At 56.0% G+C, this 25,964-nt stretch carries 24 protein-coding genes; 13 read left to right on the forward strand and 11 right to left on the reverse strand.

Annotation, left to right across the window (positions count from 1 at the left end):
- Positions 1-52: 52 nt before the first annotated feature.
- A complete protein-coding gene (gndA, locus tag AC3DKS_RS08015) occupies positions 53-1,468 on the forward strand; it encodes an NADP-dependent phosphogluconate dehydrogenase (RefSeq protein WP_015755247.1) in 1,416 nt (471 codons plus the stop codon).
- A gap of 77 nt (positions 1,469-1,545) precedes the next feature.
- Here the strand turns inward: gndA and AC3DKS_RS08020 are convergent, their stop codons facing one another.
- Positions 1,546-2,406: a DUF5777 family beta-barrel protein gene (locus AC3DKS_RS08020; protein WP_015755248.1), complete on the reverse strand. Its 861-nt coding sequence runs from the start codon at positions 2,404-2,406 to the stop codon at positions 1,546-1,548.
- A 249-nt stretch (positions 2,407-2,655) separates the two neighbouring features.
- Here AC3DKS_RS08020 and AC3DKS_RS08025 point away from each other — a divergent pair, with 249 nt between their 5' ends.
- Together AC3DKS_RS08025 and AC3DKS_RS08030 are read left to right on the forward strand one after the other, a co-directional pair.
- Positions 2,656-3,069, forward strand: a complete 414-nt coding sequence (locus AC3DKS_RS08025; RefSeq protein WP_015755250.1) for a hypothetical protein — start codon at positions 2,656-2,658, stop codon at positions 3,067-3,069.
- Positions 3,066-3,632: a YceI family protein gene (locus AC3DKS_RS08030; RefSeq protein WP_015755251.1), complete on the forward strand. Its 567-nt coding sequence runs from the start codon at positions 3,066-3,068 to the stop codon at positions 3,630-3,632. Before AC3DKS_RS08025 ends, AC3DKS_RS08030 begins: the two co-directional genes overlap by 4 nt.
- Before the next feature lie 7 nt (positions 3,633-3,639).
- Here the strand turns inward: AC3DKS_RS08030 and carB are convergent, their stop codons facing one another.
- Positions 3,640-6,492, reverse strand: coding sequence for a carbamoyl-phosphate synthase large subunit (gene carB / locus AC3DKS_RS08035; RefSeq protein WP_015755252.1), 2,853 nt, complete (start codon positions 6,490-6,492; stop codon positions 3,640-3,642).
- An 88-nt stretch (positions 6,493-6,580) separates the two neighbouring features.
- Positions 6,581-6,739, reverse strand: coding sequence for a 50S ribosomal protein L34 (gene rpmH / locus AC3DKS_RS08040; RefSeq protein ID WP_015755253.1), 159 nt, complete (start codon positions 6,737-6,739; stop codon positions 6,581-6,583).
- 156 nt (positions 6,740-6,895) lie between these two features.
- Here rpmH and AC3DKS_RS08045 point away from each other — a divergent pair, with 156 nt between their 5' ends.
- Together AC3DKS_RS08045 and AC3DKS_RS08050 are read left to right on the forward strand one after the other, a co-directional pair.
- Positions 6,896-7,795 carry a DUF6263 family protein gene (locus tag AC3DKS_RS08045; protein WP_272607866.1) on the forward strand — a complete coding sequence of 300 codons (900 nt, stop codon included), beginning with the start codon at positions 6,896-6,898 and terminating at the stop codon, positions 7,793-7,795.
- On the forward strand, positions 7,785-8,300 hold the full coding sequence (locus tag AC3DKS_RS08050) for a hypothetical protein (protein WP_015755255.1): 516 nt from the start codon (positions 7,785-7,787) through the stop codon (positions 8,298-8,300). Before AC3DKS_RS08045 ends, AC3DKS_RS08050 begins: the two co-directional genes overlap by 11 nt.
- A 128-nt stretch (positions 8,301-8,428) precedes the next feature.
- On the opposite strand, the gene cls is transcribed toward AC3DKS_RS08050, so the two are convergent.
- The 3 genes from cls to AC3DKS_RS08065 are packed head-to-tail and all read right to left on the reverse strand — an operon-like array spanning position 8,429 to position 11,582.
- Complete coding sequence (gene cls / locus AC3DKS_RS08055; RefSeq protein ID WP_015755257.1) at positions 8,429-9,892, reverse strand: cardiolipin synthase; 1,464 nt, start codon at positions 9,890-9,892, stop codon at positions 8,429-8,431.
- Positions 9,892-10,863: a lytic transglycosylase domain-containing protein gene (locus AC3DKS_RS08060; protein WP_041327249.1), complete on the reverse strand. Its 972-nt coding sequence runs from the start codon at positions 10,861-10,863 to the stop codon at positions 9,892-9,894. Before AC3DKS_RS08060 ends, cls begins: the two co-directional genes overlap by 1 nt.
- A 32-nt stretch (positions 10,864-10,895) precedes the next feature.
- On the reverse strand, positions 10,896-11,582 hold the full coding sequence (locus AC3DKS_RS08065; protein WP_272607865.1) for an alpha/beta fold hydrolase: 687 nt from the start codon (positions 11,580-11,582) through the stop codon (positions 10,896-10,898).
- Between the two features lie 161 nt (positions 11,583-11,743).
- On the opposite strand from AC3DKS_RS08065, the gene AC3DKS_RS08070 reads away from it, so the two are divergent.
- The gene (locus AC3DKS_RS08070) at positions 11,744-12,037 is read left to right on the forward strand and encodes a GNAT family N-acetyltransferase (protein WP_272607864.1); all 294 of its coding nucleotides are present in this window, start codon (positions 11,744-11,746) and stop codon (positions 12,035-12,037) included.
- Positions 12,038-12,126: 89 nt separating this feature from the next.
- Here AC3DKS_RS08070 and mtaB read toward each other — a convergent pair whose 3' ends face one another.
- From mtaB to AC3DKS_RS08085, 3 genes are all read right to left on the reverse strand, one after another.
- The gene (gene mtaB, locus AC3DKS_RS08075) at positions 12,127-13,455 is read right to left on the reverse strand and encodes a tRNA (N(6)-L-threonylcarbamoyladenosine(37)-C(2))-methylthiotransferase MtaB (RefSeq protein ID WP_272607863.1); all 1,329 of its coding nucleotides are present in this window, start codon (positions 13,453-13,455) and stop codon (positions 12,127-12,129) included.
- 123 nt (positions 13,456-13,578) lie between these two features.
- Entirely contained in the window at positions 13,579-14,751 is a 1,173-nt protein-coding gene (locus tag AC3DKS_RS08080; RefSeq protein ID WP_272607862.1) for a GlmU family protein, read from the reverse strand.
- Between the two features lie 191 nt (positions 14,752-14,942).
- On the reverse strand, positions 14,943-15,230 hold the full coding sequence (locus AC3DKS_RS08085) for a type B 50S ribosomal protein L31 (RefSeq protein WP_015755264.1): 288 nt from the start codon (positions 15,228-15,230) through the stop codon (positions 14,943-14,945).
- Between the two features lie 170 nt (positions 15,231-15,400).
- On the opposite strand from AC3DKS_RS08085, the gene AC3DKS_RS08090 reads away from it, so the two are divergent.
- Positions 15,401-15,916, forward strand: a complete 516-nt coding sequence (locus AC3DKS_RS08090) for a DUF4199 domain-containing protein (protein ID WP_015755265.1) — start codon at positions 15,401-15,403, stop codon at positions 15,914-15,916.
- Between the two features lie 45 nt (positions 15,917-15,961).
- Positions 15,962-16,933: a glycosyltransferase family 2 protein gene (locus AC3DKS_RS08095; RefSeq protein ID WP_272607887.1), complete on the forward strand. Its 972-nt coding sequence runs from the start codon at positions 15,962-15,964 to the stop codon at positions 16,931-16,933.
- On the opposite strand, the gene AC3DKS_RS08100 is transcribed toward AC3DKS_RS08095, so the two are convergent.
- Positions 16,905-19,568, reverse strand: coding sequence for a T9SS type B sorting domain-containing protein (locus AC3DKS_RS08100; RefSeq protein ID WP_272607861.1), 2,664 nt, complete (start codon positions 19,566-19,568; stop codon positions 16,905-16,907). The genes AC3DKS_RS08095 and AC3DKS_RS08100 overlap by 29 nt on opposite strands.
- Before the next feature lie 133 nt (positions 19,569-19,701).
- On the opposite strand from AC3DKS_RS08100, the gene AC3DKS_RS08105 reads away from it, so the two are divergent.
- From AC3DKS_RS08105 to AC3DKS_RS08125, 5 genes are read left to right on the forward strand one after another with little or no spacing between them, the layout of a single operon-like run.
- The gene (locus AC3DKS_RS08105) at positions 19,702-21,420 is read left to right on the forward strand and encodes a phospho-sugar mutase (RefSeq protein ID WP_272607860.1); all 1,719 of its coding nucleotides are present in this window, start codon (positions 19,702-19,704) and stop codon (positions 21,418-21,420) included.
- Positions 21,417-23,240 (forward strand): ABC transporter ATP-binding protein, encoded by a 1,824-nt coding sequence (locus tag AC3DKS_RS08110; protein ID WP_474731327.1) that lies wholly within the window; start codon positions 21,417-21,419, stop codon positions 23,238-23,240. Before AC3DKS_RS08105 ends, AC3DKS_RS08110 begins: the two co-directional genes overlap by 4 nt.
- Positions 23,241-23,299: 59 nt before the next feature.
- A complete protein-coding gene (locus AC3DKS_RS08115; protein WP_015755270.1) occupies positions 23,300-23,848 on the forward strand; it encodes an RNA polymerase sigma factor in 549 nt (182 codons plus the stop codon).
- Between the two features lie 39 nt (positions 23,849-23,887).
- Positions 23,888-24,400 (forward strand): hypothetical protein, encoded by a 513-nt coding sequence (locus AC3DKS_RS08120; protein WP_015755271.1) that lies wholly within the window; start codon positions 23,888-23,890, stop codon positions 24,398-24,400.
- Positions 24,393-24,845 carry a hypothetical protein gene (locus AC3DKS_RS08125; RefSeq protein WP_015755272.1) on the forward strand — a complete coding sequence of 151 codons (453 nt, stop codon included), beginning with the start codon at positions 24,393-24,395 and terminating at the stop codon, positions 24,843-24,845. Before AC3DKS_RS08120 ends, AC3DKS_RS08125 begins: the two co-directional genes overlap by 8 nt.
- A gap of 6 nt (positions 24,846-24,851) precedes the next feature.
- Here the strand turns inward: AC3DKS_RS08125 and AC3DKS_RS08130 are convergent, their stop codons facing one another.
- Positions 24,852-25,904 (reverse strand): WD40/YVTN/BNR-like repeat-containing protein, encoded by a 1,053-nt coding sequence (locus AC3DKS_RS08130; RefSeq protein WP_272607858.1) that lies wholly within the window; start codon positions 25,902-25,904, stop codon positions 24,852-24,854.
- Between the last annotated feature and the right edge of the window lie 60 nt (positions 25,905-25,964).

The following is a 25,964-nucleotide window of genomic DNA, read 5'->3' on the forward strand; positions in this document are numbered from 1 at the left end:
GGCGGAAAAGACCGGGCGGCCAGGCAACAGAAGAATTTTAAGAAAATAGTATATGCAAGCGAATAACCAGTACGCATTTGGGTTGATCGGCCTCGGGGTCATGGGCCGGAACTTCATTCTCAACGTGGCCGAAAAGGGCTTTACCGCCCTGGGGTACGACCTGGATCCCGGTCAGGTGGAAGCGCTGAAGCGCGAAGGAGGGAACCTGGACCGGGTCAATGCAACCAATTCGCTGGAGGCGTTTGTCCAGGGGCTGGAAACCCCGCGGAAAATCATGTTGCTGGTCCCGGCCGGGCCCATCGTGGATTCGGTAATCGAAGAACTGCTGCCCCTGGTGTCCGCTGGCGACCTGATCATCGACGGGGGGAACTCCTTTTTCCGGGATACGGACCGGCGGGAGGCCTACCTGAAGGAAAAAAACATCCATTTTTTCGGGGCCGGGGTTTCCGGCGGGGCCGAAGGGGCCCGGCGGGGTCCCAGCCTGATGCCCGGCGGTGACCGGGACGCTTACCGGGAAGTACAACCGATTTTCGAGGCCGTGGCCGCAAAGTTTGAGGGGACGCCCTGCGTAGCCTACCTGGGGCCGAAATCGGCAGGCAACTACGTAAAAATGGTCCACAACGGGATCGAATACGGCCTTATGCAACTCACCGCCGAGGCCTATGACCTGTTGCGACGGGCCGGCGGTTTGGGCAATGCGGAAATTCAAGAAGTCTTTGCCCGCTGGAACCGGGGCCGCCTACAGTCCTTCCTGGTGGAAATCTCCTCGGAAATCCTGGGCCGGAAGGACGACCTGGATTCCGGCGACCTGATCGACAAGGTTCGCGACCAGGGGAAACAAAAGGGTACCGGCAAATGGACTTCCCAGAATGCCATGGACCTCGGCATTCCCGTGCCGACCATCGACATCGCCGTCAGCATGCGGGCCATCTCCGCATTTAAACAGGACCGGGAGCGGGCAGATACCCTGTTCGAAAGGCCCGGGGCCGGATCTGTCGATACCGAAAAGCTGATTGCCGATTGCGAAGCCGCCTTGTATTTCAGCTTCCTGCTCACATACGCCCAGGGGCTTCACCAGCTGGCCGAAGCCTCTGAAACCTACGGGTACGAACTGGACCTGGCAACCGTGGCCCGGATCTGGCGGGCGGGCTGCATCATCCGGGCGGCCCTGCTCGAGGATATCGCTTCGGCCTACGAAACCGCACCGGAGCTCGTCAACCTCGTTTTCTCCGAGAATTTCCGGGAGCCCCTGCAAAAGGCGGCGACCCCTGCCCGCCGCCTCGTGTCCCTGGGGGTTTCAGCCGGAATCCCGGTACCCGGCCTGGCGAGTGCCCTCTCCTATTTCGACTCCTACACCACCGGACGGCTACCCATGAACCTCGTCCAGGCCCAGCGCGATTATTTCGGGTCGCATACCTACCAGCGAACAGACCGGGACGGGACATTCCACACGGATTGGGACGCATAAGGCCCTGCAAGGAGAACCTCCCGTGAGGTCCTGATCGCAGAATTTCCTTAAGCAATCGGGGCCGGAATGGCCGGGGCTTAGAACTGGAACACCCGGCTCAGGTTAAAGCCGAAATAAACAACCCCCTCGGACCAGTCCCCCACCGCATTGCCGAGGAAACCGCTCTCAAAAGTTGGCTGGGCATTCGTGAAGTGAAGCTGGAAAACGTGTCCGCCCGTTTCGATGTCCACCCCAATGGACAGGGGGTTTACGAAGGGCGAGCCGGATGCCCGGTTCAGGTGCCAGCCGTAATCGACGTTGAGGCTCCAGTGTTTCCCGATTTTATACCGTCCCCCAATACCCAGCGCCCACTGGGAATTATCCTGAGGGGCGTAGTCCACATATCCTTCGTGGAAATACGTGGGCATCAGTTGGAGGGAAAGCCGTTCGTTGAATTTCCGTGAAATCAGGACTTGCTGCGTATAGGATACCCGGTCCGAAAAATCGACGGGGATGGTCAGCAGGTCTTCGTCCAGCTGCGTATTGATCGCCAGTTGGCTGTATCCCACCACCGTCACCGGGACCCCGGCCTGTTGCTGCAGCATCCGGTATTTCAGGGAAAGGTCGTAGGTCTTGTTAAAAGAACTCCTGGAAACCGAAATGTTGAACCCATCGGATACCCCGTAGAGGAAATGCAGGCGGGTATTGGCAAAATCCAGGCCGAAAAAATCGTCGAATCCGTTGCTGATGCTGCCAAAGCGGTGGGATACCACAAAGTAAAACTCCCGTTTGGAAAGGAGTTTTGTGGATTCGAAGTTGACGATTTTAAGGCCTTTAAAAGCGGCCTCTCCGAGTTGGGTGGTGTCTTCCTTGTCGATAGTGGCGAGCAGGTCGTCCTGCCCGTTGACCCCGAGATGCAAGGCGCAAGCCAGGCACAAAAGGCTGATTGTTTTTTTCATAGCGGTTGTTTTAAGGAGCCGGCCCTCAGTACCCGGGGGGCCATACGGAAACCGGCCTTTTTTACGTTAAACATACTAAATAATTCAATGGGCGGATGGTTTCCCTGCCCGGACAACCGGTGGGAAATCCGGTGAACAGAAGCAACCAAAAGCGTATTCAGGCGTCTTTTTGAAAAGAGGAATCGATTCGCAGTTACCTGACTATAAAGGACGTAGTTGGGAAAATCGAACAACCTATCTCAAGACGCTATGAAAAAAATGAAGGTAATCCTGGGGGCAGTCGCGCTGGCTGCAGTGGTATCCTGTTCCAAGGGCGGGGACTCCGACCCTGTGAACGACCCGCCCGTAAACAACCCGGGCAACGGCTCGGGCGATGATTCAGGCGACGGTTCCGGGGACGGTGCCGGGACAGACCCCGTATCCTACCAGGCAGACATTGCACCCATTATGAGTTCGAGCTGTACAAACTGTCACGGCGACCCGCCCACCCAGGCGGCCCCGATGGCCCTGGTAACCCTTGCGCAGGTACGCAGCGCCGTGGAAGACCGGGGACTGATTTCCAGGATCAACAGCACGTCCAACCCCATGCCGCCCGACGGCCGGTTGCCTCAGGCAACCCGCGACCTGATACAGGCCTGGGTAGACCAAGGATTCCCGGAATGAAGAAACTGCTCCTGCTTTGCTGCCTGCTCTGCCTCGGCGCTCCCGTTAGCCGCGCACAGGATCTGTGGACTACAGAGACCGGCATCGTTCATATCAATGCTTCCACCCCCCTGGAGGATATCGATGCCACGAACGACCGGGTCAATGCCATCCTCCGCCACGGCGACGGAGCCTTTGCCGTGGTCATGCTGATCCCGGAATTCCGGTTCCGCCGGAAATTAATGCAGGAGCACTTTAACGAAAATTACATGGAGTCCGACAAGTTCCCGAAAGCGACCTTCAGCGGAAAGATCTCGGGCCACGCCGATATGGCCCCCGGGGATACCCGCCAGTGCCGTATAGCGGGAACGCTCACGGTTCACGGAGTGGCCCGGGAGCGCGTGGTGGAGGCGGAAATCCGCCGCACGCCCAGGGGGTGGCGAATCCATTCGGATTTTACAGTCCGCACGGCCGACCACGATATTGACATCCCCAAAATCGTCTTCACCAAGATTGCCGAAGAGGTTGCGGTATCCCTGGATTTTGACCTGGACTCCGAAAAGGATTCGGGGCCCGGGGAATAAGAGCCGCTTACTTGCTCAGGTACATTTTCCGCCGGGAATACAGGTTGTAGAACTCGTCGTCTTTCAGGCTCTCGATAAACAGGATGCTCTCTCCCGTACTCTTCATCTCCGGCCCCAGGTTCTTGTTGACGTTGGGGAATTTGTTGAAGCTGAATACGGGTTGCTTGATGGCAAAGCCTTCCAGTTTCGGATTAAATTTAAAGTCCTTCAGCTTGTTTTTCCCCAGCATGATCCGCGTGGCGTAATTTACATAGGGCTCCCCATAGGCCTTGGCAATAAAGGGCACCGTACGGGACGCCCGGGGGTTTGCCTCGATGATGTAGACCATGTCGTCCTTAATGGCGAACTGGATGTTGATGAGCCCGACCGTATTCAGCGCCAGGGCGATCTTCCGGGTATGGTCCTTGATCTGCTGCATCACAAATTCCCCGAGGTTAAACGGCGGCAGGGTGGCATTCGAATCGCCGGAGTGGATTCCGCAGGGTTCGATGTGTTCCATGATCCCGATGATATAGACATCCTCCCCGTCGCAAATAGCGTCCGCCTCGGCCTCGATGGCCCCGTCCAGGTAGTGATCGAGTAGCAGCTTGTTGTTTGGGATCTTCCGGAGCAGGTCCACGACATGCGCTTCGAGTTCCTCCTTGTTGATGACGATCTTCATCCCCTGGCCGCCCAGCACGTAGGAAGGCCGCACGAGCAATGGGAATTTGAGTTCATCGGCGAGTTGCAGCGCCTCGTCTGCGCTTTCCGCCACCCCAAACTGCGGATAGGGGATGTCGTTGTCTTTCAGCAGTCGGGAGAAACTCCCCCGGTCTTCGGCCAGGTCCAGGGACGCAAAGCTGGTGCCCATGATGCGGATGCCGTATTTATCGAGCTTTTCCGCCAGTTTCAGGGCCGTTTGCCCGCCGAGCTGCACAATGACCCCTTCGGGTTTCTCGTGCAGGATGATGTCGTAGATGTGCTCCCAGAATACCGGCTCGAAATACAGCTTGTCCGCCGTGTCGAAGTCCGTGGAAACGGTTTCCGGGTTGCAGTTGATCATGATGGTCTCGTAACCGCATTCCGCAGCGGCCAGCACCCCGTGTACGCAGCAGTAGTCAAACTCGATCCCCTGTCCGATCCGGTTGGGCCCGGAACCGAGCACCACGATCTTCTTCCGGTCTGTGACCTCGCTGTCGTTGGCCACATACCGCTTCCCGTCGGCTGTCTCGATCTCTTCCTCGAAGGTGGAGTAGTAATACGGGGTTACCGCCTGAAATTCGGCTGCGCAGGTATCTACCAGCTTGTAGACCCGTTTGATGTCCAGGGCCATCCGCTTGGCGTGGACCTCGCTCTCCCAGCAATCGAGCATATGGGCAATCTGCCGGTCGGCAAAACCTTTTTGTTTCGCCTCCAGCAGCAGCGCCTTCGGCAGCGTTTCTACGGTATAATTCCCGATTTCCTTTTCCAGTTCATAGAGCTCCTCGTATTGTTTGAGGTACCACATATCGATTTTGGTGATCTCGTGGATGCGGCTCAGCGGTATTCCCAGTTGGATGGCATCGTAGATCACAAATACCCGGTCCCAGCTGGGATGGGTGAGCTTGTCGATGATCTTGTCGTAGTCCCGATACCCCTTGCCGTCAGCTCCGAGACCGTTCCGCTTGATTTCCAGGGACTGGGTTGCTTTGTGAAGGGCTTCCTGGAAGGATCGGCCGATTCCCATCACCTCCCCTACTGCCTTCATCTGCAGTCCGAGCGTCCGGTCGGCGCCCTCGAATTTGTCGAAATTCCAGCGGGGAATCTTAACGATTACGTAGTCCAGAGTGGGTTCAAACAGGGCCGAGGTGGACTGGGTGATCTGGTTGTCCAGCTCGTCCAGGTGGTAGCCGATGGCCAGCTTGGCGGCCACCTTGGCAATGGGATAACCCGTCGCCTTGGAAGCCAGGGCCGAAGACCGGGATACCCGCGGGTTGATCTCGATGGCAATGATATCCTCCTTCTCGTCCGGGCTTACCGCAAACTGTACGTTGCATCCGCCCGCAAAGTCCCCGATGCTGCGCATCATGTGGATGGCCATGTCCCGCATCCGCTGGAAGGTGCGGTCCGAAAGCGTCATGGCCGGGGCCACGGTTACCGAGTCGCCCGTGTGGATCCCCATCGGGTCCATATTCTCGATGGTACAGATGATGACCACGTTGTCGTTTTTGTCGCGCAGCAATTCCAACTCGTATTCCTTCCACCCCATCATCGCCTTGTCGATCATCACCTCGTGGATGGGGGAAGTCTCCAGTCCGACGCTTAAAAGGTTGTCGAAGTCCTCGGGTTTGTAAACGATGGAGGCCCCGGCTCCCCCCAGGGTATAACTGGCCCGGATAACGAGCGGAAAGCCGTATTCCTGTGCGATTTCCTTACCCTGCAGGAAGGAGGTGGCTGTGGCCTGCGGCGCCATGGCCACGCCGATGCGGCTCATCAGATCCCGGAATTTCTCCCGGTCTTCGGTAATGTTGATCGCATCGATGTCCACACCGATGATTTCAATTCCGAAATCCTCCCAAATGCCTTTGTCTCCTGCCTCGATACACAGGTTCAGGGCTGTCTGTCCCCCCATGGTGGGCAGGACCGCATCGATTTCCGGGTGCTTTTTGAGCACCTCCAGGATGGACTTGGTGGTCAGGGGCAGCAGGTAAACGTGGTCGGCCATGGACGGGTCCGTCATGATGGTGGCCGGGTTGCTGTTGATCAGTACGGTTTTGATCCCGTCCTCCCGGAGCGACCGGAGTGCCTGGGAACCGGAATAATCAAACTCACAGGCCTGGCCGATGATAATTGGGCCCGAACCGATAATCAACAGGGTTTCTAGATCTTTTCTTTTGGGCATGGGGAAGCGAACTTTTTGGAGTTAGTGGACAAAAAAAAGGTGCTACTTTCAAAAGTAACACCTTCAGATTTTATGATTGGGTACACCATTATTTTTTATGCCGTGGCTCAGAGGATACGCTCAGTTTTTTACGTCCTTTGGATCTTCTGCGGGCCAGCACTTTCCGACCGTTGGCTGAAGCCATGCGCTCGCGAAAGCCGTGTTTGTTTTTCCTTTTCCTTTTGGAAGGCTGAAATGTTCTTTTCATCTTGAATCTTTTTCCGCTTGATGGATTAAGGCCCGGAGCCTCTTGAAAATCTGGGCGCAAATATACGAAGAGTTTTGGCAATCCCAAATGCAAATAAATTTTTTTTCGAATAGTTTTTAGTACTTTTGCGGCAGCCGTTTAAACGCTGCCAATCCCATGTCCAAGGCCCTGTTTTTAGCACTTTTCACCCTGTTTTTGACCGGTAGCACCACCGCCCAGGAAAAGTTGGGGTACTCCTTGCAGAAAGGGGATGTATTCACTGTGGAACAACAGTCGGAACAAAACGTTTTCCAGGATGTCGGCGAAACGGGCCACCAACTGACCAATCGGGTGACTGCCGTACTCGAATTCCAGGTTCGGGAAGTCAAGGACAGCACCTATGTGCTGGTGATGCGGTTCAGGGACCTGTTCTTCCGGATTGAAAGCAGTTCGCAAGGGCAACTGCTCGACGTGCGCGCCCGGGAACCCGGCAGGACGGATCTGCGCTCCCGCCTCTTCCGCAACCTGATGGATGTACCCGTAACCATGGAACTAACGCGCAGCGGCGAGGTGCTGTCCGTTACCGGGGGAGACGGCCTGGTGGATGGCATGCTGGATGGCACGGGCCTGATGGCGGGAGCCGAACGCACAGCCCTTAAGGAAAGCCTGCTGGCTGACTACAGTTCGGAGGCCCTGGCGGCCAGCTTCGAACAATTGACCTATTTTTATCCGGATCGCGCGGTGCGCTCCGGTAGCCAGTGGACAAACCGGCACGAGGGCAAGCTCCAGGCGGCAAACACCTGGAAACTGGATACCGTGGCAGGCGGCAGCGCCTCCATCAGCGGCCAGGCAACCATTCTGCTGCGGGAACATCCGGAATCGCCCGGGAGCGCCCTGCAGGGCAAACAAAACATGCTGGTAAAGACGGAAGCCGGCAGCGGCTTTTTGCTTAAAATGGTCGTCTCCGGAGAAGCCTCCGGTCAGACGCCACTCGGCGCCCCGGGGACAGATCCTGTGCCCACAAGGGTTCAAATGAAAAGTATCTACACGCTAATAGACCACAAACATGTTCAATAAAAACATCAAAATCGTCCTGGCTTTTTTGATAACCGGGTATGCCGGATACCAGTTCTACGAAGGTGAAATCGGCAATGGCATTATGTTGGTGCTTTTGGCACTCATTTTTGTCTTCCTGTATTTTCGAAATGAATTGATCCTCCTCGCGTTTTTGCGTATGCGGAAACAGGACCTTGAGGGTACCGAGAAATGGCTTGGGAAAATCCGCAACCCAAAGGCGGCCCTGACCACCAAACAACAAGGCTATTACGAATACCTCCACGGGATTATCTACTCCCAGAAAAACCTGACGCAGGCCGAAAAGCACTTTCGCAAGGCCCTGAAACTCGGGTTAAACATGGATTACGACGTTGCCATGGCGAAACTCAGCCTGGCCGGGATCGCCATGCAGAAACGGCGGAAACGGGAGGCCACCACGCTCCTTTCCGAGGCCAAGAAACTCGATAAAAACAACATGCTTAACGAGCAGATCCGCATGATGCAGCAGCAGCTGAAACGGATTTGATAATTTGGGAATTTGGAAATGCGTTTAACGGGCGATGCCGTAAATTGGCCGCGGGAAATTCCCGGGGTGCAGTCCTGGAGCCAGGAGGCCCGGAGCCGGTTTTAGAGCAAGGGGGACCAGAGCCGGTTTTAGAGCAAGGGGGCCCAGAGCCGGTTGAGGGATTCCTGTAATTTTCGGGAGATCCCCCGTTCCTCCCAGCGTTCGAGTTCCACTTCCTCAGACTCTTCCAGGTCGCGGAGAAAGACCTCCTTCAACTGTTTAGCTTTGGTCTTGCTGTAAAGCAGGGCATTGATTTCGAAGTTAATCGAGAAACTCCTGTAATCCATATTGGCCGTCCCGATGCTCGCGAAGGTGTCGTCCATGACCAGCGTCTTGGCATGCACAAACCCCTTGTTATACCGGAAGATACGCACCCCGGAACGCAGCATCGATTCGATATAGGAATCCGTGGCGTACTGGGCTGCCCACGAATCGGACTGGTACGGGATGATTACCCGGACATCCACGCCGGAGCGGGCCGCCGTGGTCATGGCGGTCATGATGGAGGCATTCGGTATCATGTAGGGCGTGGTGATATACACATACTCCCGGGCCGTATTGATGGCCGTAAACAGCGCCTCCATGATATTCGCGTAGTCGGAATCCGGGCCGCTGGCGGCAATCTGGACAGCTACCGGGTCCTGGGAATCGGGTTTGGTATCCGGGAACAGGTTCTTTTGGATCGAGGTAATGTCATCGGATACAAAATCCCACGACAGTAAAAAGCTCGCCTGGAGGGAACCCGTTGCCGGCCCCCGGATCCGAAGGTGGGTGTCCCGCCAAAACCTCGGGTTGCTCAGGGAGTTGTCGTATTTCCTGCGGATATTGATCCCCCCCACATAGCCTGTAATCCCGTCAATCACGATGATCTTCCGGTGGTCCCGATAGTTGAATTTACCCGTAAACCGGGTGAACAAAACAGGCATGAATGGAAAATGCTCCACCCCGCATTCCGTCATGCGCTTCTTGGTGCTACCGGAGAGTTTACTCCCCACATCGTCGTAGATCACGCGCACGGTAACCCCTTCCCGGGCCTTACGGCAAAGCATGTCGATGATCGGGAGCCCGGTCGCATCGTCGTAGAGCACAAAATACTCCAGGTGGATATGGTCGGTGGCTTTTTCAAGGTCTTCCAGCAAACGGGGGAATTTGGCCTCCCCGTTAATGAGGATTTCCACGTCATTTTCATACGTCAGGACAGCGCGGTCATTGTAGTGCAGCAGTTGATACACCCGATAAAGGCCGGGGCCGAACCGCTGTTCAAAATCGGTTTGCTGGTCCGGGGTCATCCCGAATTGCTCCCGCCAGTCTTTTAGCCGGGTATTATCGGTGAGGTACTTCTTTTCGAAAATTTTATTTTTCCGGTGGTCGATCCCGAAGAGGTAATAGACCAGCAACCCCAAAAACGGCAAAGTAGCCAGGGCAAAGAGGTAGGTAAGCGTTTTAACCGGATTGTCGTTCTTGAGCAGGACCGTTACGGCAATAATAATGGCCAGCAGGTAGTTGACCAGCAGGAGGTAGGCCCAAAGATTGTCCTGCAGATAGTCCGACATCAGGGCCCGGTCTTATAATAACCTTTGTGGGGGATGGCGATCTGGTATTTTTTACGGGAGGCATTATTCAGGTGGGGTTCCCGCAGCCAGGGGTTGTGCCGTTTGAGGATTTTATAGTTAATCTCGTACTGGTTGGCGAAATCAGCAAAATTGCGGACGGCCGTATCCACCTCCACCGAAAAAGTGGGGACCTCATTGTACAGATCTTCCTTCTCAATGACGAATCCGTATTTCTCCGGATGCGAGAGGATTTCCTTGATGGCCAGGATCCGGAACACGTACCGGCCGGTTTCCGCCCCGAGCAATAAGTCGTAGTAATCGTCCACTTTCTGTATGCCCATGTACCGGTCGATAGACCCGGTACCTGTATTATAGGCCGCGGCGGCCATCGTCCAGGAACCGTATTTGTCCCGGTAGCGCTTCAGGTAGCGGCACGCCACTTCCGTGGATTTTTCAAGGTGGTAACGCTCGTCTACATTGTCGTTGATCTCCAGGCCGTATTCCCTGCCGGTGGCTTTCATTATCTGCCAGAATCCCGTGGCCCCGGCGGGGGATACCACATTCTCCAGCCCGCTTTCAGCTACCGCCAGGTATTTAAAATCGTCAGGGACTCCATTTTTTGCCAGAATGGGTTCGATGACCGGAAAATATTTGTGGGCCCGCTTCATCAGCAGCAGGGCATTGGATTGCCAGTAGGTGTTCACCAAAAATTCCCGATCCACGCGCTCCATGATTTCCGGGTCGTCCTGGGGGACGGGCTCCCCGGCAAAGTTCAGATCCCCGGGGATATCGATGGCGGAAATCCGGTAGGCGGGGGAAACGTTTTTGTCCTGAGCTTCAACCGATTCCGGCGCTTCCAGCGATTCAGGTGCCTCCCCGGCGGTTTCCGCCGATTGCTGGACGGCAAATACCAGGGTGCTGACCACGCTGATCAGACCGATCAGCATCAGGGCGTTCTTGAGAAGTCTCATACAAAAAGGATTAAGGATTTATACCAAAGGTATTAAATAGAACTCCCATCTTGCAAAATAATTGCAGGCAACCGTTCATTGAGCCAGCGATGCCGGTGGAGGATCATTGTATGGGTACCCCCGGGCACCGAAATACAATCGCCGATATACCCCATCGGAAAGACAGCATCTTTTTCACCGTGCAAATGCACCAGGCCGGGAACGGGTTCCTCCCGGGTCCAGTTTACAATCTGGTCGATGGCCCAGTCCAGGTAGCCGGTATCCCGCACGCCCAGGTACCTCTCGTAAAGCTTCAGCCGCTTGCCGATCGATTCCCCGAAGGCATACCGCGCCAGGACCTCCACATTGTTGACCAGGGATGTGGGCAGGAGTTTGTGGAGTTTCGTATAACGCGCCACGAGCAGTCGCCTGGGCATTTCCCGGCGGCATTTTACGCTGGAAATTATTATCACTTTACGGGTTTCCAGAAATCGGGTCATCTCCTGGACGAGCATCCCTCCAAAGGAAACCCCGATCAGTACGGGGTTGGCCTCCCGCACCTGCATGCTCATCCTGCGGGCGTATTCCTGCAGGTCCATCCCGGGCTCTGGCAGGAACCATTCCAACAGGTGGATCCGGAAGCGGTCCTCCGGCAATCGGATATTTTCAAAGATATCCGGACTGGCTGCCAGGCCGGGCATCAGGTAAACGTGTACCAGGGGAGCTTCTGGGTCCTTCAAAACCGTTTAAATCTTAGGTTTTTAGCATTATTTTGACTAATTTTGAACGCTATCGGTGGTATTTTTTGCATTTCTGAAAAAAAACGCGCCCGGTGCTTCTAAATTACAACACTCCATAGTTCGTAATTTTTTTATCTGAAACCAAAATTAAATCACGACATATGAGCGAGCTGGCAATTAAGGACAATAGCTTCCTGCGTCAATTTGAAACGCGGGTTAACGGGCAACTGGCCAAGATTGAGTATTCCTCTCAGGAACGGAAAGTATTCCTGACCAAACTGGTCATTCCGGAAACCATTACCCGGGAGGGCTTCAAGGAAGAGTTTATCAAGGCCGTACTGAACCACATCCAGGAGCAAAACCTTCGCGTTGTCCCGACCAGTCCGCAAATTGCCGGTTTTCTGAGGAAAAACAGGCAGTATAAGGAAATGCTCCCCGTCGGCATCCGGATCTGATTGCCGACGTTACTCCAAACGGCCTGGTAACCAGGCCTGCATCCCGGTACTGAGACCGGGATTTTTTTTGTCCGGGCTCCAAGCCAAAGTTAAATTGCGAAAGCGGGCGATACCGGCTCCATGCGCACCAGGCCATCCGAGTCGATTTCCGTCAGCCGGACGCGTAGGGTGGTACCTGTCAAAGCCGGGTCCCAGGGAGCTTTGACCTTCACGTAATTCCCGGTAAAGCCGTGGATGTATCCCTTTTTGTTTTCCCCCTCAAAGAGTACGGTTTGTTCGGTGTCCAGTTGCTCCTGGTAGAACGCCCGCCGTTTCTTGGCCGAGAGGCTGCGGAGCATCTTGCTGCGACGGTTGCGTTCTGCCGGGGGTACCGCCCCGTCCATCTTCGCGGCCGGCGTATCGGCCCGTTCCGAATACGTAAAGACGTGCAGGTAGGAGACCTCCAGTTCGTGCAGGAAATTATAGGTTTCCATAAAGTGGTCTTCCGTTTCCCCGGGGAACCCGACGATGACATCCACCCCGATACAGGCATGGGGCATGACTTCCCGGATGCGCGCCACCCGGTCTGCGTACAACTCCCGCATATACCTCCGGCGCATCCGTTTCAGGATTGAATTGCTGCCGCTTTGCAGGGGAATATGGAAGTGCGGTACAAAATGCCGGCTGCCCGCCACAAAATCGATCGTTTCATTCTTCAACAGGTTCGGTTCGATAGACGAGATCCGGACGCGTTCAATCCCGGGTACGTCATCGAGGGCCCGCACCAGGTCCAGAAAGGTGTGTTTGTGCCGTTTATCCCCGTTTTCGCCCTTTCCGTAATCCCCGATATTTACGCCCGTAAGGACAATTTCCCGGATCCCCCGGGCTGAAATTTCCCGGGCGTTTTCCAGGACATTCTCCAGCGTATCGCTCCGCGAAATCCCGCGAGCCAGCGGGATGGTGCAATAGGTGCACTTGTAATCGCATCCGTCCTGCACCTTGAGGAAGGCCCGGGTCCGGTCTCCGATGGCATAGCTGCCCACATAGAAGTCCGCTTCGCGGATCTCGCAGGAATGCACTTCCCCCATATCGTTCTTGGACAGGTCGTCCAGGTATCGGGTCAGGTTGAATTTTTCCGTTGCCCCCAGAACCAGGTCCACACCGGGGATGGAGGCGATTTCCTCGGGTTTGAGCTGGGCATAGCAACCCACCACGGCTACAAAGGCCTCCGGGTTGTTCCGCAGGGCCTGTCGGACAACGGCCCGGCAGCGCTTATCCGCATTATCGGTTACCGAACAGGTATTGATCACATACAGGTCGGCGGGCTGCCCGAATTCCACTTTGCGCAATCCCTGTTCCACCAGGTCGCGGGCAATCGTGGAGGTCTCTGCAAAATTCAGTTTGCAACCCAGGGTATAAAAGGCAACGGTGCGGTCCATAGTATTTTTCAGGTCGTCGGCCGGGCCGGGGCTAACACCGGCCGGTTTTACCGGGTGGCAAAGATACGGATTTACTCCCTTTTGGCAAGCCGGGCCGGGCACGCAGCGTATTGGCCCCGATGCCTATTTGCGCCATTGGGCACTGTCGTCAAAAACCTGCTGGAGGATCCGGGCGTCTTCCTCGGTGAAGTCCACACCCCGGCGGGCCATCATCACCCGGGCTGCCTCGAATGCCTTTGCCGGCTGGTAAGTGGAAAAACCGGAGGCGCCCCCCCAGCTGAAACTCGGGACAAAATTCCGGGGAAACCCCGGCACATAGATATTGCAATTCACCCCGATAACCGTCCCCGTGTTAAACATCGTATTGATGGCTGTTTTGCTGTGGTCGCCCATCATCAGCCCGCAAAACTGGAGGCCGGTGGGATCGAAGCGCCGGGTCTCATAATTCCAGAGCCGGACCTTGGCGTAGTTGTTCTTCAGGTTGGAATTATTGGAGTCCGCCCCGATATTGCACCATTCGCCCAAAACGGAATTTCCCAGGTAGCCGTCGTGCCCCTTGCTGGAATACCCGAAGATGACCGAATTGTTGATCTCCCCGCATACCTTGCCATAGGGCCCCACTGTGGTGGGGCCGTAAATCTTGGCGCCCATTTTCACCACCGCATGGTCACAAACGGCCAGCCCGCCGCGGATCAGGTTGCCTTCCATGACCAGGGCATTGCGGCCAATGTAGATCGGGCCATCACTGGCATTGAGGATACTGTGCTCCACTTCGGCCCCCTCCTCGAGGAAGATCCGGTCGGCAGCTACGAGCCGGTTTGTGGCGGAAATCGGGGCCGACTTACGCCCGGCGGTCACCAGGTCAAAATCGGCCTCCAGGGCCCGGCCGTTCATCGAAAAGATATCCCAGGTATTTCGCAACTGCCAGGTCTCGCCCGGGTAGTCTCGCCGGATGAACCCTTTGCCCTTAGGGTCGGCATGCGGGTCTTCGCTCCTGCAAGCCAGGACGCAATCGTCCTTCCAGAGCGCCTCCCCGGGCTGCAATTTCCGAATGGCTGCCACCAGGCCGGGGTCCGGGAAAAACGAGGCTTGAATCAGCAGGTTGTCCGCCCCGCTCTTCATTGGGAATTTTCCGGAGAGGTACGCCTCGGTACGGCAACTCACCTCCTCCCCCAGGTAGTGCTGCCACTTCTCGCGGAGTGTGAGGATCCCGATCCGGATATCCCCGACCGGCCGTGTATAGGTAAAGGGCAACAAGGCGGTCCTGCGGTCGCCGTCGAACAGGATGTGGTTCATGGTTCCGTTTTAGCGCAAAGCTACAAAAAGCGTTCGGTGTGGTTTACCCGGTTGGTCGGCAGGATGGAACCCGTGGTCGAAACGGGTCCGCGCCTGAGGGCGAAGGCCCGTGTGCGGCAGATGCGATCTGCCATAAAAAAAGCGACCCCCGTATGGAGGTCGCCAATTTGATCCGGAAAGCTTTCGGGAAATTATTTCTCTTCCTTACTGGCCTCCTTTTTACCTTCTTTCTTGTCGAACTTCTTGTACTTGTTCTTGAATTTATCGATCCGGCCGGCCGTGTCGATCAGTTTGGACTTGCCGGTGTAGAACGGATGCGAGGTACGGGAAATTTCCAGCTTCACCAGCGGGTACTCCACCCCGTCAACCTCCATGGTCTCGCGGGTTTCTGCGGTAGACTTGGTAATGAATACATCGTCATTGGACATATCCTTGAAGGCCACCAGTCGGTAATTATCGGGATGAATATCTTTTCTCATCGTACGCTCGTTTTATTCCTCAGTTTTTCAGGCTGCAAATGTAATAATTTTTACTGGAAAACAATCAAGCACAGAAAAGATTTTTATCTGCAGAATGCTTATCTTTCCTGTAACATTCCTCCCCCGAAAGCAACTAATAACCAACAAAAACCAAAAAAATCAAACGACAAATGGAACAGATCCAACCAAAAACCGGGAAGTACTCCCTGAATTACGGCCTCATCCTCGGCGCTATCGGGGTGGCCTTCTCCCTGATGCTCTTCCTGGTGGATGCGCATACTACCAACAGCCCGGTCGTGCAGATCGTCAATATTGTGATCTCCGTAGCGATCATCTTTTGGGGCATCCTCAGTTTCCGCAAGGCCAACGGCGGCCTGCTCAGCATTGGCCAGGCCCTGAAACTCGGGGCGGGCATCTCCCTGATCGCCGGGATCCTTTCGGTACTTTACCTGTTATTGCTCTCTAATGTTCTGGACCCGGATTTTGCCCGGGTAATGACCGAGGCGCGAATGGCCGAAGCGGCTGCCTCCGGGAACATGACCCCCGAACAAATCGAACAGGGGGTGGAAATGGGGGAGAAATTCTTCTGGTTCGGCTACCCGATTATCCTGATCATGTCCGTGGTCTTTGGACTCATCATCGGCCTGGTGGGCGGCCTGATTTTCAAAAAAACCGAGGAGGCCTGATTTTGGCCTAAAATCGTACATTTGGGCAGAACCGGAATACTGAGTATGCACCTGTCCATCGTCATCCCCTTGCTCAACGAGGCGGAATCGCTTAACGAACTCCACGATTGGATTGTATCCGTAATGCAATCCAATCGTTTTTTGTACGACATTCTTTTTATCGACGACGGGAGCAACGACGGAAGCTGGGAAATTATCCGGACCCTGGCAGCAACCAACCCCAACGTCCGGGGCATTCGCTTCCTCAAAAACTACGGTAAATCCCAGGCGCTGCATGCCGGTTTCCGCCAGGCTTCGGGCGATATCGTGATTACCATGGACGCCGATTTGCAGGACAACCCGGAGGAGATTCCGGAAATGGTCCGCATGATCCGGGATGAGGGCTATCACCTGGTTTCGGGGTGGAAGAAAAAACGGTACGACTCCCTGCTGATGAAAAACCTGCCGTCCAAACTCTTTAACTGGGCGGCGCGCAGAACCTCGGGGGTTCGCCTCCACGATTTCAACTGCGGCCTGAAAGCCTTCCGGAAGGAAGTGGTGGACCAGATTGAGGTTTCGGGCGAGATGCACCGCTACATCCCCGTACTGGCCAAAAACGCCGGGTATACCCGGATCGGGGAACAGGTCGTGCAGCACCAGGCCCGCAAATACGGGAAGACCAAGTTTGGGGCCGACCGGTTTATCAATGGTTTTCTGGACCTGATCACCATCTGGTTCGTCTCCAAATTCGGCAAGCGCCCCATGCACCTGTTCGGGGCCCTGGGCGTATTGATGTTCCTGATAGGTTTTGGGTTTGCACTCTACCTGGGTATCGATAAGTTATTTCTGAACCCGGCCGGCCGGCTGCTGACAGACCGCCCCCAATTTTTCCTGGCCCTCGCGGCCATGATCATGGGGACGCAGTTCTTCCTCTCCGGTTTTGTGGGGGAGATGATCCTCCGCAGCAAGCGCAACGAACAGCGCTATTCCATCTACGACCGGGTAAACATCAGCGAATCAGTGCAAAATGTCCGGTGACTTCCCGTCCTGTTTCCAAATGCAACCGGTACCAGTAATCGGATGCCGGGAGCGGGCTGCCCATGCGGTTGCCGTCCCATCCCGGGTCTGAATCGCTCATCTGCCCCACCAGGTTGCCGAAACGGTCGTAAATCTGGAGCTGATATGGCCCGAAATAGGCCGCATTGTGAAATTCCCACCGGTCATTTTTGCCATCCCCGTTCGGGGTGAAAAAGTTCGGCAGGCCGCCCACCGCGATTTCCCTTGAAAGTGTCTGGCAGGTCCCCTGTACAACGAGTTCGTATACCCCGGGTTCCAGCCCCCCGAAAAAAGGCGATTCCTGGAAATTCAGTCCGCCGTCCAGGGAAAAGGACACGGCGGATTCCGACCCCCCAACCATTACGCGAACGCTGTTGACCTGCCGGAAATCCGAAACGATTACTTCGTTTATTTGCAGGGTTTGCGGGGGAAGGACCCGGAATTCCTGCACCTGCTCACACTCCCCTACTCTCAGGATGACCGAATAACTGCCCGGGGCATCTACTGTCCGCACCCGGCTCGTACTGCCGTCGTCCCAAAGGTATTCGGAAAACACCTCCGGAGCCTCCAGAACCACCGGGCTGTCGCAGTAGGACATTTCGACAAAGCCGTCCAGGTCGGGCGGGGTGACAAAGTCGACCTGAACAGACCCGATCTGCCCGCATCCCCCCCCATCCTCGATACGGAACCAGACAAACCGGGGGGAACCGGGCTGGAACCGGATGTTATAATTGAAAAAAGCGCGTTGGCTCAGGAGGGCGTCCGAACGGGTGGCATGTAGGGTCAGGTTGCCGGAAGCCCCGTACAGACCGGAGAGAAAAGCTTCCATCTCCTCGCGCTTCAACCCTGCCGTGCTTTCCCCGGAAGTGACCTGACAGACCGTCATTACAGCTGCTTCAGGGATTTCCAGGAATCGCGTTTGCAATTCGATTTCCGATATGCGGAAACAATCCGGGGTTTCAAACACCCGGGCATAGACAACCTGGTCCGGAATCGTGTTGGCAAAGCCCACAGGGTTTAGCGGGTTCCGGTTAATTTCGGCATCCTCCCGGCTCAGGTAGTAGAATGCGTTGATTTCCGGGTTGCCCCCCTGCAGCGCCGGCAGGGCCTCCCCCAGGTTGAATTCCGCCAGTCCGTCGTCATCCCCGTCGATATCGCATTGCAGGAGTTCCACCGTGGACGGGGGGTCCGGGACGTCGGCAATCTCCACGAACTGCAAAAACTCCCGGCGGGTGCCGTTCCGATACGTCACATCGAAGCGCACCTCGTAAACCCCCGGGGACGAATATTGATGCCCGGGGACGATTTGATCCGAAAAGTTCCGCGATCCGCTGGCCGGGTCGCCGAAATCCCAGGAAATGGCAGCGATATCTCCGGCTCCATCCGGGGTAAACTGCGCGGTGGAACCAAAGCAAAGCGGATGTACATCCACCACAGTCTCAAAATAGGACTGGATAAACTGCGGGAGCCCGTAGGTGGCTGCCGGGCCGCCGAGGTTCGTGTCAAAAGGGCGAAAGTCGCAGGCATTCCCGGCAGCTTCCGGATTCCGGATCACGGATAACTCCCGGCCGGGCATGGAGTGGTAGATTCGCCGGTCTACCGCCAACTGGATACTCCCGCCTATAAACCCCTGTATGGGCCGTTCGAACCGATGGACCCGGTATCGGGAAGCGGGGATATCCGCCGTCGTCAGGTCGAACTGGAGGATCTCCACGATCTCCGTCTCGAGAAACAGGTCGGAGGTCTCCCCGCCAATCAGCGTCCCCGTCGCGTAGAGTTTGGAGGAATCCGGGGAGAATTCCACCCCGTAAAACAACAGGTCGCCGCCCAGGGCCCTCGGGTTGGCAACCCGGCCCGTACCGGCATCGAAGTCGTAGAGGAACAATTGGCTTTCAATCCCGGGCTCCACAATGGTATGCGCTATGGCCAGTCGCGTCCCGTCCGGGGAAATCTTGGCGCACCCCCTGAAATTGGCCGGAAGTCGCGTATCCGGCCCCAGGAGCGTAACCACGGGGTCGGGGTCCAGGCCGGAAGCCGTCAGCCTATACGCAAAGAAGCGGTCCCGGCGATGGGTGACCACCCAGTAAAAGTCGTCCCCTTGGTTCCGGACAGCCGTAATATTTTCCGATGCAGAAGCCAGTAGCGGGACATTGCGCCGTACAACCGCCCCCAGCCCGCCATTCCGGCTCATGTCCACCACGGAATAATTCAACCCGTTGGGGGTGCTCCCGGCCAATCCGCCGGCATACGCCAGGGCATCGTCCGGGGTAAATATGTAAAAAATCGTCTCAGAACCGGGCAGGGGAACCACCACCGCAGCCTGGGAGGTCGAGGGGCTGCCCGCCAGACCGTTGCCACCGTCCATCTGCTGGTGATTCCGGTCCCAAACCGAAATGCCGTCCGTATAGAAGAGCAGGTTGCCGTCTGCGTCCGAATACGCATCGCATCCCTCCACCGTATTCACCAGACCGTCAAAAAGCGCCACGGGTTCCCCCGAACTGAAATCCAGGCCTGCATACTGGCCAAAATACCAGACCGCCGCTTCTTTCTGGCCCAGGACTATTCCAAAGCCGTAGAAAAACAGCGCCAGGCAGGTGATCCATCTGGAGCGGTTCATGTTCATAGCGCTAGCAGCTTGTAAAGTACAAAATATTGGCCTCCTCCCTTCGGTTAACCGCTTAACGGCCCGTTTTTTCGAAGCATTTCCCCTATTTTGCATTTCTGATGTACCTTTGTTTAAAACTTTGAATATGGATTCCGAAACCATCCTGAAAACCGCAAAAAGCTGGCTCACCGACTTCTTTGACCCAGCGGTTAAAAAGGAAATACAGGACCTTGTGGAAAACGACCCGGAAGAGCTCAAAGACCGGTTTTACAAAAACCTGGAATTTGGCACGGGCGGGATGCGCGGCATCATGGGGACCGGCACCAACCGCATCAACAAATACACCCTGGGCAAAAGCACCCAGGGCCTGAGTAATTACCTGAAAGAAATTTACGGAGCGGACGGTTTGCAGGTGGTAATTGCCTACGATTGCCGGAACAACAGCCAGTCCCTGGCCCGCCTGGTTGCCGAGGTTTTTTCATCAAACGGTATCCGCGTCTACCTGTTCTCCGAACTGCGGACCACCCCGGAACTCTCCTTTGCCGTCCGTCACCTGGGTTGCCATGCCGGCGTGGTCCTGACCGCCTCCCACAACCCGCCGGAATACAACGGTTATAAGGTATACTGGACAGACGGCGGCCAGATTGTGCCCCCCCAGGACGGGGAAATCATCCGGGCCATCAACCGCCTGGAATACGAGGACATCCGTTTTGAACCCCGGGAGGACCTGATTAAAACGATTGACGCCGAGGTAGACGAGGCATTCATCGAGGCCTGCGTGGCCAACGGCAGTATTGGCGCTGCAGGGAAGGACGATTTCTCCATTGTATTTACCTCCCTCCACGGCACGTCCATCACGGCCATCCCACAGGTACTCGAAAAGGCCGGCTATAAAAAAGTGACCATCATCCCGGAGCAGGCCGAGCCGGACGGGAATTTCCCAACTGTGGCCTCCCCGAACCCCGAGGAGCCGGCTGCCCTGGCGTTGGCCCTGGAAAAGGGGGAAGCCATTGGCGCAGATATGGTGGTGGGGACCGACCCGGACAGCGACCGCCTGGGCATTGCCGTGAGGAATTCCGAAGGTCGGCTGGAACTGCTCAACGGGAACCAGACCATGGTACTGATGACCCGGTATTTGCTGGATGCCCGGAAATCCAAGGGCTTTAAGGGCAATGAATTTGTTGCGACCACCATCGTGTCCACCCCCATGATGCCCGCCATGGCAGATGCGTACGGGGTGGAATGCAAAACATCCCTGACGGGATTTAAATGGATTGCCAAGATGATTGTCGATTTCCCGGACCAGGAATTCCTGGGCGGGGGCGAAGAGAGTTACGGGTATATGGTCGGGGATTTTGTACGCGACAAGGATGCGGTGACATCCACGCTCCTGGCCTGTGAGATTGCGGCCCAGGCCAAGTCGGACGGCAGCAGCTTCTACCGGGAACTGTTGCAGTGCTATGCAGATTTCGGCTGCTACCGCGAACGCCTGGTGTCCCTGGTGAAAAAGGGAATGGACGGGGCAAAGGAAATCCGGCAGATGATGAAGGACTTCCGGGAAAACCCACTGAAACAACTGGACGGGTCCGAGGTTGTCCGCATCGACGACTACAACGACGCTACCTCCCTGGATACCCGCACCGGTGAGCGCACGCCCATCGACCTGCCCACCTCCAATGTCCTGGTCTACACAACTGCCGACGGGACGCGCGTAGCAGCCCGGCCCAGCGGTACCGAGCCGAAGATCAAGTTCTATGTGAGCGTAAATGCCCCCATCGACTCGGTCTCGGACTACCCAGGCATGCACCGGCAGCTCGAGGAAAAAATCGACCGGATACTGGCCGACCTGAATCTCGAAGGATGAAATATTTCCGGAAAATCCTCCGTTTCGCCCTCCCCTACCGGCGTTACGGGATCCTGAACATCTTCTTCAACATCCTCTACGCGCTTTTCAGCGCCCTGTCGTTTGTGGCGCTGATCCCCATGCTGGAGGTGCTGTTCCAGCAAACCGAACCCGTTCAGGAACCCCCGGTGTACGAAGGGATCGGGCAACTGGAATCCTATGTAAAAGATTCCCTGTACTACGAGCTGGGTTCCGTGGCCGGGGATGACAAGATGCAGGCCCTGGTCTGGGTAATCGGCCTGGTGCTGGTCCTTTTCCTGTTGAAGAATGTCTTCAACTACCTGGCGATGTTCTACATCACCTTCCTGCGGAACGGCGTGCTAAAGGACCTTCGGAATGCCATTTACGAAAAGATCGTGACGCTGCCGGTGTCCTTTTACTCGGAAAAACGGAAAGGCGACGTGATCGCCCGTATTACCTCGGACGTCCTGGAAATACAGCATTCCTTCCTGTCCATCCTGGAACTCATCGTACGGGAACCGCTTACCATCCTCTTTACGATCCTGGCGATGTTTTTTATCAGCGTCAAGCTCACGGTCTTCGTCTTTGTCTTTATCCCCCTGGCCGGGTTTATTATCTCGCGCATCGGGAAATCGCTGAAACGGCATTCCGACCGGGTACAGCGCGAACAGGGGAACTTCCTGTCCATCGTGGAGGAGACCCTGGGCGGGTTGCGCGTCATCAAGGCCTTCAATGCCGAAAAGCGATTCGCCGACCAGTTTGCCGCGTCTACCGGGCGGTTTTTCCGGTTCTCGAACAGCCTGCTCAACCGGCAGAACCTCGCCTCCCCCGTCGGGGAATTCCTCGGCATACTGGTTATCGGGATCCTGCTGTGGTTCGGGGGAAAGATGGTGCTGGTGGAAGGCAGCCTGAATGCCGCCTCCTTTATTGCTTATATGGGGCTCGCCTACAACATACTGACGCCGGCCAAAGCCATCAGCAAGGCCTCCTATGGGGTAAAAAAGGGCAATGCAGCAGCCGAGCGCGTACTGGAAGTACTGGAAACCCCATCCACCCTGTCCGATCCGTCAGACGGGAAACAAATTGACGGTTTCAATACCTCCCTCAAACTGGAACGCGTTTCGTTCCGGTATGAAGACGAGCCGGTACTGACGGACTTCAGCCTGGAAGTCGCCAAGGGGCAAACGGTGGCCCTCGTAGGACAATCCGGAAGCGGGAAGAGTACCATCGCCAACCTGGTGACGCGCTTTTACGACGTCAATGAGGGGCGCATTACCCTGGACGGGACGGATATCCGGGAAGTGACCAAGGCTTCGGTCAGGCATTTGATGGGCCTGGTAACACAAGACTCCATCCTCTTCAACGACACGGTCCGCAACAATATCCTGCTGGGTCGGGAAGAGGCGACGGATAAGGAAGTGGAGGCGGCCGCCCGGATTGCCAACGCTCACGAATTCATTACCCAGCTGCCCCGCGGTTACGACACGAATATCGGGGACGGCGGGAATAAACTCAGCGGCGGTCAAAAGCAGCGGTTGTCCATCGCACGGGCCGTGCTGAAGAACCCCCCGATCATGATCCTGGACGAGGCGACTTCGGCCCTGGACACGGAGAGCGAACGCCTCGTACAGGATGCCCTCGAAAAAATGATGCAGGGACGCACCTCCCTGGTGATCGCCCACCGGTTGAGCACCATCCAGCACGCAGACCGGATCGTGGTCCTGCAGAAAGGGCGCATCGTGGAACAGGGTACCCATCAGGAGCTCCTGGAACAGGGCGGGGTGTACAAGCGGCTGGTGGAAATGCAGCAATTGGCCTGATACAGGCACGAAATTAAACCAATCGGGTTTCCGGTGGTCCTATACCATACAAGCAGCAGATGTCTGAAGATGCCGACTTAATAGCCAGGTTGCAGGATCCCGCCCGCAAGGATGCGGCATTCCGGGTATTGCTGGAAAAATATCAGCAACGGCTGTACTGGCATATCCGGAGGATGGTGATTTCCCATGACGATACGGACGACGTGCTGCAGAATACCTTTATCAAAGTTTTCAGGCATATTGATAACTTTAAAGGGCAGAGCAAGTTGTATTCCTGGATGTACCGTATCGCCACGAATGAAGCGCTGAGCTACATGAAGAAACGGTCCCAAAGGATGGGTATTACCGATGAAGCGCTCAGGGAGCACCTGGTGGACAGCCTGGAGGCCGACCCCTATTTTGACGGCGACCAGGCCCAGTTGCAATTGCAGCGGGCGCTTGCCGGACTGCCGGACAAACAGCGACAGGTGTTTAACCTGAAGTACTTCGAAGAGATGAAGTACGAGGAGATGTCCGAGTTGCTCGAAACGTCGGTCGGGGCCCTGAAAGCCTCTTATCACCTGGCGGTGAAAAAGGTTGAAAGTTACCTCAGGGAAATAAATGCATAGACGATTAAACCTTTTTAACTAATTGGAATCTAACAAGTAATGATGGCAAAAAAAGGTAAAGGCGGATTCCGGGTGCCGGACAATTATTTTGAGGAGCTCCCGGGTCGCGTTGAAAAACGTCTGGAAGCTTCAAAAGGGACTCCCCTACCCCAGGAAGCAGGTTTCCGGGTGCCGGAAGGTTACTTTGAAAACCTGGGCGAACGCCTTGAATCGCGGCTGGGGAACACCCCGGGCAAGGTTCGGCCGCTCTGGCCGGTCCAGCTTGGCTGGGTAGCAGCTGCCGCCGCGGCAATTGCCCTGTTATTCACGCTCTGGCCGGCTAAGCCTGTCGATTCGCTGCAATTCGAAGACCTGGCGGGAATCGATATCCAGCAGTACCTGGAAGCAGACCGGGACGAGATGGATGCCTATGAACTGGCCGAAGGGCTCCCACTTGACGATATCGCAGTGGGCGATGTCCTGGAAAACATCCCGGACGAAGAACATATCCTTGAATACCTGAGCCGGGATAACGAATCAGTAGATGAATTATATTGGGACGACAATGAATAAATTCACCATTATAGCTTTATTGCTCACCGTATTTTCCGGGCAGCTCCTGCGCTCTCAGCGCGGTGACAGCCAGGAAAAAATCAAGGCGCTCAAAGTTGCGTTTTTTACCGAGCGGCTGGGCCTGAGTTCCGACGAGGCCGCTGATTTCTGGCCCATGTACAACGCGTACGAGGCCGAAAAAGAGGCAATTCGGGATGCGCAGAAACAGGAAGTTTTTCGCAGGATCGGTGCGGGCAACTATTCGGAACAGGAGGCGCGGAATATCCTGGATCGCTACCTGGAGCTTGAAGAACAGGAAGAAGAGCTGGATAAGGAATTCAACCTGGAACTCTCAAGGAAATTCTCGGCAACGCGGACGTTGTTGCTGTTCCAGGCGGAGTACGACTTCCGCAAACGCCTCCTGAACGAATTCAGGAAACGGGGCGGCAATGAACCCGAACCCTGATAGGGTTTACCGGCTGAAATTGAGGCGGGCCAGGCGCCCCCTGCCGCCCGCGTAAGCCACCGAATCATTTACAAAGCGGATCGTGTAAAACGACTCCCCGGACAACTCCCTCCAACTGCGGCCCTGATCCCTTGAGTACACAATACCCGTGTACCCGACGGCCACCAGGTCTTCCCCCCCGGAACCCGGCACAAACTGCACGCAACTTTTATAGCCCGGCAGCTCGCCATCCGCCACCCGCGACCAGGTCTGCCCCCCGTCCCGGGTAATCATTTTGTTCCCGGTACGAATTGCTGTGTCGGTATAGTCCCCACCGATGGCAAACCCGAGTTCCTCATCGAAGAATGCCAGGCTGAAAATACCCTGCGAATCGGAATCCACGGCAGCCGGGGTCGTAAATACCTCCCAATTGTTCCCCCGGTCCGGAGAATGGAAAACCCGCCCTTTGGTAGTGGCAACCCAGCAATGGTTGCCGGAAAGGGCAATATTCGTATTGCTGGCGGCAAAAGCCCCTTCCCCTTCTATTGCCGGCGGCAATTCGCCGCACGGCTTACGCTCCCAGGTCTTCCCGCCATCCCGGGTCAACAGGATGCTCAGGCATCCCTCCCGGGCATCCCCCACAGCTATTCCGAGGGTGTCGTCCCAAAATGCCATGGAATCGTAAAATACGCCCGGGCCGGATTCGGTAAACACGAGTTCCATCGAGCCGGAGTCCCCCGTTTTGTACAATAGAGCCGGATCGCCGGCAGATAGCAGGAAGAAGTCTGTAGCGGTATGGGCCACTGCCCGGAATTCCGGCCGGGAGCCCCTGTGTTCCAGGTTGCCCAACCGCACGGTTTCCCCTGGGAAGGAGATGCTGCCAAACCTGCCGTCACTACCGGCAAACCCGATACTCCCCGGAAGGACTTCCAGCGCCCTGTAGGACGCGGAATCCTCATGGAGGACAGTTATTGCAACCCGGGTGAATTCATGGGAGGCAGGGCCGGGTGTACAGGATTGAATGGACGCGGCCAGGCTTGCGACCAGGATCGGCATCCAACCGGAAAACGCACGTGGCATAGGCATAGATTTGAAGTAAAGATACCTTTATTCTTACCAAAACGATACCTTTGCCGGATG

The organism is Robiginitalea sp. (assembly GCF_982776155.1).

What these genes read in the sequence shown, in the direction of transcription:
- AC3DKS_RS08125 (WP_015755272.1), top strand. Translation starts at nt 24,393, where the DNA reads ATGAATAAATTCACCATTATAGCTTTATTGCTCACCGTATTTTCCGGG.
- AC3DKS_RS08025 (WP_015755250.1), top strand. Translation starts at nt 2,656, where the DNA reads ATGAAAAAAATGAAGGTAATCCTGGGGGCAGTCGCGCTGGCTGCAGTG.
- AC3DKS_RS08090 (WP_015755265.1), top strand. Translation starts at nt 15,401, where the DNA reads ATGGAACAGATCCAACCAAAAACCGGGAAGTACTCCCTGAATTACGGC.
- AC3DKS_RS08085 (WP_015755264.1), bottom strand. Translation starts at nt 15,230, where the DNA reads ATGAGAAAAGATATTCATCCCGATAATTACCGACTGGTGGCCTTCAAG.
- AC3DKS_RS08100 (WP_272607861.1), bottom strand. Translation starts at nt 19,568, where the DNA reads ATGAACCGCTCCAGATGGATCACCTGCCTGGCGCTGTTTTTCTACGGC.
- AC3DKS_RS08060 (WP_041327249.1), bottom strand. Translation starts at nt 10,863, where the DNA reads ATGAGACTTCTCAAGAACGCCCTGATGCTGATCGGTCTGATCAGCGTG.
- AC3DKS_RS08095 (WP_272607887.1), top strand. Translation starts at nt 15,962, where the DNA reads ATGCACCTGTCCATCGTCATCCCCTTGCTCAACGAGGCGGAATCGCTT.
- AC3DKS_RS08110 (WP_474731327.1), top strand. Translation starts at nt 21,417, where the DNA reads ATGAAATATTTCCGGAAAATCCTCCGTTTCGCCCTCCCCTACCGGCGT.
- AC3DKS_RS08080 (WP_272607862.1), bottom strand. Translation starts at nt 14,751, where the DNA reads ATGAACCACATCCTGTTCGACGGCGACCGCAGGACCGCCTTGTTGCCC.
- cls (WP_015755257.1), bottom strand. Translation starts at nt 9,892, where the DNA reads ATGTCGGACTATCTGCAGGACAATCTTTGGGCCTACCTCCTGCTGGTC.
- AC3DKS_RS08070 (WP_272607864.1), top strand. Translation starts at nt 11,744, where the DNA reads ATGAGCGAGCTGGCAATTAAGGACAATAGCTTCCTGCGTCAATTTGAA.
- gndA (WP_015755247.1), top strand. Translation starts at nt 53, where the DNA reads ATGCAAGCGAATAACCAGTACGCATTTGGGTTGATCGGCCTCGGGGTC.
- carB (WP_015755252.1), bottom strand. Translation starts at nt 6,492, where the DNA reads ATGCCCAAAAGAAAAGATCTAGAAACCCTGTTGATTATCGGTTCGGGC.
- mtaB (WP_272607863.1), bottom strand. Translation starts at nt 13,455, where the DNA reads ATGGACCGCACCGTTGCCTTTTATACCCTGGGTTGCAAACTGAATTTT.
- rpmH (WP_015755253.1), bottom strand. Translation starts at nt 6,739, where the DNA reads ATGAAAAGAACATTTCAGCCTTCCAAAAGGAAAAGGAAAAACAAACAC.
- AC3DKS_RS08045 (WP_272607866.1), top strand. Translation starts at nt 6,896, where the DNA reads ATGTCCAAGGCCCTGTTTTTAGCACTTTTCACCCTGTTTTTGACCGGT.
- AC3DKS_RS08130 (WP_272607858.1), bottom strand. Translation starts at nt 25,904, where the DNA reads ATGCCACGTGCGTTTTCCGGTTGGATGCCGATCCTGGTCGCAAGCCTG.
- AC3DKS_RS08030 (WP_015755251.1), top strand. Translation starts at nt 3,066, where the DNA reads ATGAAGAAACTGCTCCTGCTTTGCTGCCTGCTCTGCCTCGGCGCTCCC.
- AC3DKS_RS08115 (WP_015755270.1), top strand. Translation starts at nt 23,300, where the DNA reads ATGTCTGAAGATGCCGACTTAATAGCCAGGTTGCAGGATCCCGCCCGC.
- AC3DKS_RS08020 (WP_015755248.1), bottom strand. Translation starts at nt 2,406, where the DNA reads ATGAAAAAAACAATCAGCCTTTTGTGCCTGGCTTGCGCCTTGCATCTC.
- AC3DKS_RS08120 (WP_015755271.1), top strand. Translation starts at nt 23,888, where the DNA reads ATGATGGCAAAAAAAGGTAAAGGCGGATTCCGGGTGCCGGACAATTAT.
- AC3DKS_RS08050 (WP_015755255.1), top strand. Translation starts at nt 7,785, where the DNA reads ATGTTCAATAAAAACATCAAAATCGTCCTGGCTTTTTTGATAACCGGG.
- AC3DKS_RS08105 (WP_272607860.1), top strand. Translation starts at nt 19,702, where the DNA reads ATGGATTCCGAAACCATCCTGAAAACCGCAAAAAGCTGGCTCACCGAC.